An 11,204-nucleotide genomic window follows, 5' to 3' on the forward strand; every position below is an offset into this window, starting at 1 on the left:
TGCCTCAGCGCGGCACGATGGCGAACTGCGGGCCGTTGCCGTAGTCCGGCTTGACGCTGCGCGCCATGAAGCGTTCCCACGCCTTGCGTCCGTCGTCGCCTGCGACGGCGGCGCTGTAGGCGAGCGCCGGCTGCATGTTCGACGGGTAGCCCACCACGCTGGTGGAGTAGCCGGTCATTTCGCCCACAGCCAGCTTGAGCGCCGCCGCCATGTCTGCGCCGGCGCAGGGTAGGGCAAGGAACTCGGGGGCGTGACTGGCGCGGTAGGCCTGGGCATAGTTGCGGTAGAACGGGCTGCCTGCGCTGTCGCGCACCTTCAGGTCGTAGATCGCGCCGTCGATCCAGCATGCGTCCGGATCGACCATGCGCGCGACCGGGAACCTGGCCTTCCACTTCAGCAGCGGCAGGGCCTTGTCGAAGCCGAGTTCCGCTGTCATGCCGACCGCCGCAGTGAAGAAATCGTCCTGCCACGGCGCCAGCGCGGTGCCGTTCTTGTACACGACCGCGTAGCCATCGACGACGACACCCAGCGCGTTGGCCTGCGGGTTGTCGGTGTAGTGCGCGTTGTACCAGGCCAGGTTGCTGTCGACGATGTGCCTGAAATGCTTTTTCAGCGGATCGTCGTCCGGCGTGATATAGGCGGCGCGCGCCAGCGTGCGCAGGCCCCATGCCTGGCCGCGCACCTGGTCCGGCTTGAGCAGTCCCTTGTCGAATTCGCGGTAGTAGGGATTCGACGAGAAGGCGTTGTACATCGCCCAGAACTGCAGTTCTTCGAGATAGTAATGGTCGCCGGTGACCAGATAGGGGAGATAAGCCAGTTCCGGCTGGTGCGGCACGTCGTGCAGGTTCGGGCTGTCGCAGCTGCCCGGCGTCTCGCAACCGCGGAAACCTTCGGACTTACCAGTCGCCGGATTGATGGCGTCGCCGGGACGGCCCAGGATCGTCATGTAGGGAAAGTCGCGCACGCTCACCGGCCGTCCGCTGCGCTTGTCCCGGAAGTGCATGGAGAAGCTGCCGGCCAGGTCGCCCGTGCCCAGCGTGACCTTCCTGGCCCGCGCATCGGCGCTCAGCACGTACATCGCCGCCCATCCCGGGAGCAGGCCGATGTCGGCGCGCCCGCCCGTGGTTCCCATCGCAGGCATGGCTTCACCGGTGCCCATCGGTTCGGTGCGGGGACCCTGCCAGCGCGCCTGCATGTCGGCCAGGGCCGATTCCGCCACCAGCACCGTGGGGTCGTAGTTCGGGATCGCGCGGCTGGCCATCAGGTCCTGCATGCTGGGATGCACGTCGACGCCCGGATCGCCGCCGACCCAGAACACCTTGCGCCAGCGCGTGTGGTGGTAGTGGTTCAGGCCGGGCCGCGTGTACACGGCAGCGCCATCGAGCACGATCTGCGCGTCGTAAGTAAAGTTCCTGGCCCCCGGCTCGAAAGCCCAGGCGTTTTCGACGGTGATGTCGACCCTGGTTCGCCTGGCGTCGGGATAGGTGCGCAGCGCGAAGCGCGCCACGAGCTGCGGATGCTCCTCGCCGGCGGCACTGCGCAGCGGCACGGCGGCATGCCACTCGTGTGCGATGGGGCCGGCCAGCCAGCTGTCCCTGGGCGGCTGCGCAGGGCGCCGATCGAGCGTGGCGCTGTAGCGCTTGCCATCGATGGTGGCGCTGACCACCGCGTCGACGGCCGGCCGCTCCGTTTCCGGCGCGGCGCTCTTGTGCGCATCCGGGGCCGCTCCCGCGAACAGGCCGAGGGCCACCGGCTTGCGCGCTTCCGGCCGCGCGACCAGTGCCGAGATCACCGCGTGCCGCACCGACCCGTCGGGGTGGGTCGCCTTGACGTCCATTTGAAGGGGGACCGTGCCGGCGGCCGTCCTGCCGTGCAGCGAAGTGCCGGGTTGGAGGACGCCAGGCGCAAACACTTGTCCGAACGAGACCGGAACCGCTTCGCCGGCCGCGGCGCCGCCCGTGTTCTCCACGGTGGCCGTGGTGAGGCTGCCCTCGATCCGCTTCACCAGGTTGGGCGTGGCGCTGCCGTAGCGGGCTTCCACCACCTTGCGGGCGTCCAGGCCGCCCCCTGCCGGCAGGCCGGTAAAGACCTGGATCTCGGCGTGGACGGTGCCGGCGGCGAGCAGGAAGGCGAGCATGATTGGTACGCGGAAGGCGGGCATGGCGGCTCCGGGGAGGATAGGGTGAAAGGCTGGCATGCCGTATGGTAGCGCCAGGCGCATGCGCGCTGCGTTCGCGCTCAAGCAACAAGGGCGCCCGCAGGCGCCCTTGCAATCACTGCTGTATCGCGTCGATTACTGCTTGAGCGTGCGCTCGAACAGCTGGTAGATGCGGCGGTACTGGTCGTACCAGGCTTCCGGCTGCACGTAGGCGTGGCGCTCCAGCGGGTAGCTGGCCAGTTCCCAGTTGTCCTTCTTCAGCTCGATCAGGCGCTGCGCCATGCGCACCGAGTCCTGGTAGAACACGTTATCGTCGATCATGCCGTGGGCGATCAGGAGATGGCCCTGCAGCTTGTCCGCGTACTCGATCGGCGACGAGATCCGGTAGGCCTCCGGGTCGATGTCCGGCGTGTTCAGGATGTTCGCGGTGTAGCCATGGTTGTAGGTCACCCAGTCGGTCACCGGGCGCAGCGCGGCGCCCGACTTGAAGGTCTCCGGTGCGCGCATCAGGGCCATGAAGGTCATGAAGCCGCCGTAGCTGCCGCCGTAGACGCCGACGTTCTTGGCGTCGCCCTGGTGCTGGCCCACCATGTAGTTCACGCCGTCGATGTAGTCGACCAGTTCCGGGTGGCCCATCTGGCGGTAGATCGCGGTGCGCCACTTGCTGCCGTAGCCCTTGGAGGCGCGGTAGTCCATGTCGAGCACCACATAGCCCTTCTGGACCAGCAGGTTGTGGAACATCTGCTCGCGGAAGTAGTTCGGGTAGCGCTTGCTGACGTTCTGCAGGTAGCCGGCGCCGTGCACGAACATCACGACCGGATACTTCTTGCCCGGCTCGAGCTGGGCCGGGCGGTACAGCTTGGCCCAGACCGGATCGCCACCGGCGCTCGAGGGCACCGCTACGTATTGCGGCTCGACCCACTGGCGCGCCTTGTACTCGGCGGTACGGGTGTCGGTCAGCTTGGCTGCAGCGCCGCCGCTCACAGGCACCGTGGCGATCTGCACCGGGGTGTAGCTGCTCGACCAGTGAACCAGCAGCTTCTTCTCGTCCGGCGACAGGGTGAAGCGTTCGACGCCGTCCAGGTTCGTGACTTCGCGCACGGCGCCGTCCTTCGCGTTGACGGCGCAGACTTCGTAGTCGCCCGGGGTGGCGCGGTTGCACATCACGTAGGCGACGCTGCCGTCATGCGACCAGCGCACGTCCGAGGCTTCCCACTTGCCCGAGGTCAGGGCACGTGGGGCGCCACCTTCTGCCGGCTGGGTGTACAGGTGCGAATAGCCGCTTTCCTCGGACAGGTACCACAGGGTGCGGTTGTCCGGCAGCCAGCCGAATTCGTTGTTGTCGTAGTTGACCCAGGCGGTGTCGCTCAGGCGGTGCAGCGGCTTGAGTTTCGCAGCCTGCAGGTCGACGGTGGCGATCCAGCGGTCCTTGTTGTCCACCGAACGCAGCATGACGGCGACATTGGCGCCGTTCGCGCTCCATTCGATGGCGTCGGCGCCTTCGAGCACGCGCACCGGACGGCTGCCCTTGAGCGGCTCCTTCTTGGCAGCGGCGCGCAGCTCGGCCAGCGGGTCGACATTGACGCCGGGGAGGACGTCGAAGGACAGGTCCTGCACCTTGTTGGTGCGCAGGTCGACCAGCTTGAGTGCGTGCGGCGCCGGCGTGTTGCGGCCCACGCGCGGACGCTGGTCGTCGAATTCCTCGTAGCCCGATTCGGTCACATAGCGCGGCATCTTGCCGATGCGGCCCTTGTCAGCGCCTTTCGGTGCGGTGACCACGAGCAGCCAGCGGCCGTCGGGCGACAGCACGCTGCCTTCGATCGCGACCTTCTCGCCCAGGTAGATCGGGGCCGGGGGCAGGGTCGGGTCGGCGCGGCGCTGTTCGTTCATGCGCTCGCGCAGGGCGTCGCGCTCGTCTTTCTGGCGCTTGAGGGTGGCGATCAGGCGCAGCTGCTGGTCGCGCAGCGGATCGTCCTCGTTCACGGCCGGGTCCTTGGCAGCGCGCGGCAGGGCGACCGGGCCCACCACGCGGGTGGTGCGGTCCCAGCTGTACCAGTCGGTGCCGATGCGGTACTGGACGCTGCGCTCGTCGCTCGCATACTGCGGCGACTCGAGGCGGCTGGCGCCGCGTGTGATCTGCACCAGCGCGCCGCTGCGCAGGTCGCGCTCGAACAGGTCGCCGTTACGCAGCATCAGGACGCGGGTCTGGGCCGGGTTGTAGACCACGTCGGCGCCGTCGATCTTTGCGGCCTCAAGATCGCTCACCAGCTTCGGCTTGCCGCCTTGCGCCACCTGCCAGGTGTCGCGGATCGGCGAGCCGGTGCGCTTCTGCTTGTAATACACCTGCTTGCCGTCCCAGCTGAACCAGGCGGTTTCCACCGGGGTGCCGATCCAGTCGGGGTGGGACATGGCCTGGTCGAGGGTGATGGGCGTGGAGGCCGCCGCCGGCAGGGCAAGCAGGGCGAGTTGTGCCGCGAAGATCGTGAGTGCTGGTAGTCGCATCGTGTTCTCAGTGCTGAGTGAAAGGGAATTAGCTTTCTTGCCAGAAAATGCGCTTTGCATTCTAGCTCAGCATGCGACGCTGCGGGGGAGGGATGCGGAGAATGATTAGACCAAAAAACAATGCGCCGGCGTACGTATGTACGGCCGGCGCATGCATGTCAGTACAGCTGTCGCGTTGCAGCGCGTCAGGCTGCCTCGCCCGATTCGCGCGAAGGGCGCAGGAACAGGGCAAGACGAATGACCAGTCCGGCGAGGGCGCAGACGATGAGGACGGTTTCGAGTGTGGTCATGCTCAGCCCCGGACGACCGGCGCCCAGCCGCCGTGGGCGGCGTAGAGTTCGATCGAAAAGCTGCGCAGGGCGGCGGCGGCATTGCTGAAGAAGCGGCGGGTGACGGCCATGTGGCTCTCCTGTAAAGACTGTGATGTTGCGGTGCAGTATAGGGAAGTCCGAGCCATAAATAAACTTTAGATTTGTGATTCCAGCGATGCTTGGCGTGAATAATTGACGATCTATCTCGGCGAGTGATATTTACGTCGCGAATGTCTCATTGTTGCCACTGTGAATGATTGGGGTAGCTGGTGCGCTTCTTGCATGCAATACCGGCATGACTTTTCCCGGCTGTGCATCTCCCCTTCTGCGCATTGTCGTCGTGAATCCCGCCAGCACGCCTGGCGAGGAACGCGATGCCGTGCTTGCCGAGCAGGCGCGCCGTAGCGCCGCGCTGCGCATCGGCCTGCTCGAATCGGGTTACGACCTGGTCGCCTCGCTGCCGGCCGACGTGTTCCTGCCCGAGCGGATCGCGCAGCTGCAGCCCGACATGATCATCGTCGACAGCGAGTCGGACGCGCGCGACGTCCTCGAGCACATCGTGATCGCTACCCGCGACGCGCGCCGGCCCATCGTGCTGTTCACCGAAGACGATGCGCCGGCCAGCATGGACGCGGCGCTGGAGGCGGGCGTGTCGGCCTATATCGTGGCCGGCCTGCAGGCCGAACGCGTCAAGCCGGTGCTGGACGTGGCGCTGGCGCGCTTCCGGCGCGAACAGAAGCTGCTCGACGAGCTGGCAGGCACACGCCAGAAGCTGGCCGAGCGCAAGCTGGTCGACCGCGCCAAGGGCCTCCTGATGACGCGCTACCGCTTGAGCGAGGAGCAGGCCTACCAGCGTCTGCGCAGCATGGCCATGAAAAAGAACATGAAGCTGGCGGAGATCGCGCAGCGGCTGATCGACGTGGAAGACCTGCTCGGTTAGCCACCCAAGGAGAACAGGAAGATTATGGCAGGCATTGCGACAACCGGCGCCTGGGCGGCCGGCTCGGACCGACCGGAAAAGCGCAGCGTGCGGATCGGCTTCATGCCGCTGGCGGACTGCGCGCCGGTGGTGATGGCGTCGGTGCTCGGCTTCGACGAACAGTATGGCGTGCGCTTTGAACTCAGCCGCGAGCTGTCCTGGACCGGCATGCGCGACCGCCTGGTGGGCGGCGAGATCGATGCGGCCCATGTGCTGTATGGCCTGCTGTACGGCCTGCAGATGGGCATCGGCACGCGGGCGCGCCAGATGGCGGTCCTGATGAACCTGAACCAGAACGGTCAGGGCATCACGCTGTCGCGCAGCCTGGCCGCCCAGGCGCCGGACGGTGGGGCGCTGGCCCGGTTGGTGCGCGGCGGAGGAATGCGGCCCACCTTCGGACATACCTTCCCGACCGGGAATCACGCGCTGTTCCTGTACTACTGGCTGGCCACGGCCGGCATCGATCCTTTCGTAGACTGCAAGCTGGTCACGGTGCCGCCCGGGCAGATGGCGGCAAGCCTGGCGGCCGGCCACCTGGACGGCTTCTGCGCGGGCGAACCCTGGGGCCAGCGCGCGGTGCGCGACGGCGCCGGCCTGCTCGCCGTGTCGAGCGAAGCGATCTGGCCCGACCATCCGGGCAAGGTGCTGGGCGCCAGTGCCGATTTCGCGGCCGCCCATCCGCACACCTGCCGCGCCATGATCGCGGCGCTGCTGGATGCCGCGCGCTGGCTGGATGCCTCGCGCAGCAACCGCGAAGCGGCGGCCGAAGTGCTGGCCAGCCCCGCTTACGTGGGCGCGGGCAGGGACGTGCTGCAGCTCTGCCTGGCGGGACGGACAAACATCGGCGCGGCCTGGCGCGGCCATAACGGCTTGCGCTTCTTCGCCGACGGGCAAGCCACCTTCCCCTGGCTGTCGGACGGCATGTGGTTCCTCACCCAGCAGCGGCGCTGGGGCCTGTTGCAGAGCGACCCAAGCTGGCTGTCGGTCGCGCGCGAAGTGAACCGGATCGACCTGTATACAGACGGCGCGGCGCTGGCCGGCGTGGACGTCCCGGATGGCGTGATGCGCAGCTCGACCCTGATCGATGGCCTTGTCTGGGACGGCAGCGACCCGGCCCGCTTTGCCTGAATCGGTGCGCCGCTGCGCCTCATTTGCGAGCATGTTGCACCGCAATGTAGCGCGCCGGCGGCAGGAGGCCAGCCGCTTCCCTCTGCGTCCCGTGTGGCACGCGTCTTGCTCATACATCGGTACAGGATCAATGGCGATCCTCTTCAATTCTTCGCCTGCCTAACGAGGGGCTGGCAACCAAGGACAACGGCGTCCGCAGTACCTTCCTTCCCGGCAGGTGCGCGGACGCCGTTTTGTTTTCTAGAGGAAGAAATATGACCACACCATTGGGCAACAAGGCTGACAGCATCAAGCTGTTCTCGTTTAATACCGCGCCGATGCGCGCTTTCCACCTGACCTGGGTAGCCTTTTTCATCTGCTTCTTCGCCTGGTTCGCCTGCGCGCCGCTCATGCCGGTGATCAAAGGCGAGTTCGGGCTGTCGATGGAGCAGATCGCCAACATCAACATCGCGGCCGTCGCCATCACGATCTTCGTGCGCCTGCTGGTCGGCCCGCTGTGCGACCGCTACGGCCCGCGCAAGACCTATACCGGCCTGCTCCTGCTGGGATCGATCCCCGTGCTCGGCGTGGCGCTCTCGCAGAGCTACGAAAGCTTCCTGCTGTTCCGTCTCGGGATCGGCGCGGTCGGCGCCAGCTTCGTGATCACCCAGTACCACACCTCGGTGATGTTCGGGCCGAAGGTGGTCGGCACCGCCAACGCGGCGGCGGCCGGCTGGGGCAACAGCGGCGGCGGCGCGGCGCAGGCGCTCATGCCGCTGCTGCTCACGGCCGTGACCATGCTGGGCGTGTCGCAGGGCCTGGGCTGGCGCGTGGCGCTGGTGGTGCCGGGCCTGATGATGATCCTGATGGCCTTCTTCTACTGGCGCTACACCCAGGATTGCCCGGCTGGTAACTACGACGAGCTGCGCGCCCAGGGCATCCACCCGCAAGGCGGCAAGGGCGGCTGGGCGAGCTTCAAGGAAGCCTGCCGCAACCACCGCGCCTGGCTGCTGTTCGTCACCTACGGCGCCTGTTTCGGCATCGAGATCTTCATCCACAACATCGCCGCCGTGTATTACGTCGAGCATTTCAACCTGTCGTTAGGCGCCGCCGGGCTGGCGGCCGGCAGCTTCGGCCTGCTGGCCCTGTTCGCCCGCGCACTCGGCGGCTGGCTGTCGGACCGCGCCGCCGGTAGCGGAAGCCTGAACAGCCGCGTCACCGTGCTGTTCGTGCTGATGATCGGCGAGGGCCTCGGCCTGCTGTGGTTCGCCCAGGCCGACGGGGTCGCCTATGCCGTCATCGCCATGCTGTGCTTCGGCCTGTTCACCCACATGGCCTGCGGCGCCACCTATGCGCTGGTGCCCTTTGTTGCGCCAAAGGCGCTGGGCGGCGTGGCCGGCATCGTCGGCGCCGGCGGCAACGTCGGCGCGGTGCTGGCCGGCTTCCTGATGAAGGGTACTGGCGACGTCCAGCAGACCCTCGTCATCCTGAGCGTGCTGGTGCTGGCCTCGAGCCTGTGCGCCATCGCCGCCCGTTTCACCCTGGGCGCGGCCGAAGCAGCGCCGCTCGCCACGGCAGCATAAGGAGCAGCAGCATGCATATCGTCCTCGTCGGCCACGGCATGGTGGGCCACAAGTTCCTTGAAACCCTCACCGCCAGCGCAGACCCGGAGCTGCGCGTCACCATCCTCGGGGAGGAAGCGCGGCCCGCCTACGACCGGGTCCACCTGTCCGAATTCTTTGCCGGGAAAAGCGCGCAAGAGCTGTCGCTGGTGGCGCCCGGTTTCTTCGAGAACGACAGGCTCTGCCTGCGCCTCGGTACTCGCGTGGTCGGCATCGACCGCGAAGCACGCCAGGTGCTGCTGGCGGAAGGCGAGCCGGTCACGTACGACAGGCTGGTGCTGGCCACCGGGTCCACTCCCTTCGTGCCACCGGTACCGGGCGCCGACCGCAAGGACTGTTTCGTGTACCGCACCATCGAGGACCTGGAGGCGATGCAGGAGGCAGGCAGCCGTTCGCGCACTGGCGTGGTGGTGGGCGGCGGTCTGCTCGGCCTGGAATGCGCCAAGGCGCTGCGCGACCTGGGCCTGCAGACCCACGTCGTCGAGTTCGCGCCGCGCCTGATGGCGGTGCAGGTCGATGAACCAGGTGCGCGCGTACTGCGCAACAAGATCGAAGAACTGGGCGTGCAGGTGCACACGCAAAAAAACACGCTGGCGATCGTCGATGGCGAGGAAGCGACCCATCGCATGCAGTTCGCCGACGGCAGTCACCTGGAGGCCGACATGATCGTGTTCTCGGCCGGTATCCGTCCGCGTGACGAGCTGGCGCGTGAAAGCGGCCTGGCGCTGGGCCAGCGCGGCGGCATTCTCATCGACGACCACTGCCTGACTTCCGATCCGGACATCTATGCGATCGGTGAATGCGCATCCTGGCGCGGCCAGCTGTTCGGCCTGGTGGCGCCGGGCTACGACATGGCGCGCACCGCGGCCAAGCACATCCTCGGTCTCGAGGCCGGCTTTGCCGGCGCCGACCTGAGCACCAAGCTGAAGCTGATGGGCGTGGACGTGGCCAGCATCGGTGACGCCCACGGCGCCACGGCAGGCTGCCGCAGCTACCAGTTCCTGGACGAGCGCAGGCAGCAGTACCGGAAAATCGTCACCTCCGACTGTGGTAAATACCTGCTTGGCGCCGTGCTGGTGGGCGACGACGCCGCTTACGGCGAACTGCTGCAGATGATGCTGAACCGGCTGGAGCTGCCCGCATCGCCGGAAGTGCTGATCCTGCCGCAGCTGGAAGGCGCGGTCCGTCCCGCGCTGGGCGTCGCCGCGCTGCCGGCCGGCGCCCAGATCTGTTCCTGCAATGACGTGTCGAAAGGCGCCCTGTGCGAAGCGGTGGCGGGCGGCGCCAGGTCGGTCGGTGCGCTCAAGAGCTGTACGAAGGCCGGCACCGCCTGCGGTGGCTGCGTGCCCCTGATGACCCAGGTGATGAACGCCGAGCTGGCGCGCCTCGGCGTCGAGGTCAAGGACCACCTGTGCGAACACTTCGCCTGCTCGCGCCAGGAGCTGTACCACATGGTGCGGGTGGAAGGCATCCGCAGCTTCGGCGAACTGCTGGCGAAGCATGGTAAAGGCCTCGGATGCGACATCTGCAAGCCCGTCGTGGCGAATATCCTTGCCTCCGCCTGGAACGACTTCGTGCTCAAGCCGGAGCACGCCAGCCTCCAGGACTCGAACGACTACTTCCTCGGCAACATCCAGAAGGACGGGACCTATTCGGTGGTGCCGCGCATGCCGGGCGGCGAAGTGACGGCCGACGGCCTGATCGCGGTGGGGCAGGTGGCCAAGAAGTACGGGCTGTACACCAAGATCACGGGCGGCCAGCGGGTCGACCTGTTCGGCGCGCGCGTGGAACAGCTGCCCACCATCTGGGAAGAGCTGATCGCGGCCGGCTTCGAGTCGGGGCATGCCTACGGCAAGTCGCTGCGCACCGTGAAGTCCTGCGTCGGCTCGACCTGGTGCCGCTTCGGCGTGGGTGACAGCGCAGGCTTCGCCATCGCGCTGGAGAACCGCTACAAGGGCCTGCGCGCGCCACACAAGATCAAGTTCGGCGTGTCCGGCTGCACCCGCGAGTGCGCCGAAGCCCAGGGCAAGGACGTGGGCCTGATCGCCACCGAGAAGGGCTGGAACCTGTACGTGTGCGGCAATGGCGGCATGAAGCCGCGCCACGCCGAGCTGCTGGCTGCCGGCATCGACGAGGAAACGGTCGTGAAACTGGTCGACCGCTTCCTGATGTTCTACGTGCGCACGGCCGGGCGCCTGCAGCGCACCAGCGTGTGGCGCGAGAACCTCGAGGGCGGGCTGGACTACCTGAAGCAGGTGGTGGTCGAGGACAGCCTGGGCATCGCGCAGGAACTGGAGGCGCAGATGCAGCACGTGGTCGACACCTACGCCTGCGAGTGGAAGGAAGCCGTCACCAATCCCGAGGTGCGGCGGCGCTTCCGCCACTTCGTCAACAGCGAGGCGCCCGACAGCAATGTCGTGTTCGTGCCCGAACGCGGACAGATCCGTCCGGCCAATCCCGAGGAGCGGCGCGCTCGCGTCATCCCGATTGCCGCCAGCGCGGCGTAACGAAGCAAGGAGCAAGCC

The 11,204-nt window shown here is 67.1% G+C and carries 6 protein-coding genes; 4 read left to right on the top strand and 2 right to left on the bottom strand.

Features of this window, described 5'->3' with window-relative positions; all coding sequences use genetic code 11:
• Positions 1-4: 4 nt before the first annotated feature.
• Positions 5-2,161, bottom strand: coding sequence for a hypothetical protein (locus tag LK542_RS01170; protein ID WP_227810495.1), 2,157 nt, complete (start codon positions 2,159-2,161; stop codon positions 5-7).
• Positions 2,162-2,293: 132 nt separating this feature from the next.
• Positions 2,294-4,660, bottom strand: a complete 2,367-nt coding sequence (locus LK542_RS01175; RefSeq protein ID WP_227810496.1) for a prolyl oligopeptidase family serine peptidase — start codon at positions 4,658-4,660, stop codon at positions 2,294-2,296.
• 606 nt (positions 4,661-5,266) lie between these two features.
• Here LK542_RS01175 and LK542_RS01180 point away from each other — a divergent pair.
• From LK542_RS01180 to nirB, 4 genes are all read left to right on the top strand, one after another.
• The gene (locus LK542_RS01180) at positions 5,267-5,911 is read left to right on the top strand and encodes an ANTAR domain-containing response regulator (protein WP_227810497.1); all 645 of its coding nucleotides are present in this window, start codon (positions 5,267-5,269) and stop codon (positions 5,909-5,911) included.
• 24 nt (positions 5,912-5,935) lie between these two features.
• The gene (locus LK542_RS01185; protein ID WP_227810498.1) at positions 5,936-7,078 is read left to right on the top strand and encodes a CmpA/NrtA family ABC transporter substrate-binding protein; all 1,143 of its coding nucleotides are present in this window, start codon (positions 5,936-5,938) and stop codon (positions 7,076-7,078) included.
• Between the two features lie 254 nt (positions 7,079-7,332).
• Positions 7,333-8,640 carry an MFS transporter gene (locus LK542_RS01190; RefSeq protein WP_227810499.1) on the top strand — a complete coding sequence of 436 codons (1,308 nt, stop codon included), beginning with the start codon at positions 7,333-7,335 and terminating at the stop codon, positions 8,638-8,640.
• A gap of 11 nt (positions 8,641-8,651) precedes the next feature.
• Entirely contained in the window at positions 8,652-11,186 is a 2,535-nt protein-coding gene (nirB, locus tag LK542_RS01195) for a nitrite reductase large subunit NirB (protein WP_227810500.1), read from the top strand.
• Positions 11,187-11,204 lie beyond the last annotated feature (18 nt).

The sequence above is a fragment of the Massilia sp. IC2-477 genome (genome assembly GCF_020707265.1).
Taxonomy (GTDB): Bacteria; Pseudomonadota; Gammaproteobacteria; order Burkholderiales; family Burkholderiaceae_D; genus Telluria.

Coding starts and splice junctions, on each gene's coding strand:
- LK542_RS01170 (WP_227810495.1), bottom strand. CDS start 2,161: ATGCCCGCCTTCCGCGTACCAATCATGCTCGCCTTCCTGCTCGCCGCC.
- LK542_RS01175 (WP_227810496.1), bottom strand. CDS start 4,660: ATGCGACTACCAGCACTCACGATCTTCGCGGCACAACTCGCCCTGCTT.
- LK542_RS01180 (WP_227810497.1), top strand. CDS start 5,267: ATGACTTTTCCCGGCTGTGCATCTCCCCTTCTGCGCATTGTCGTCGTG.
- LK542_RS01185 (WP_227810498.1), top strand. CDS start 5,936: ATGGCAGGCATTGCGACAACCGGCGCCTGGGCGGCCGGCTCGGACCGA.
- LK542_RS01190 (WP_227810499.1), top strand. CDS start 7,333: ATGACCACACCATTGGGCAACAAGGCTGACAGCATCAAGCTGTTCTCG.
- nirB (WP_227810500.1), top strand. CDS start 8,652: ATGCATATCGTCCTCGTCGGCCACGGCATGGTGGGCCACAAGTTCCTT.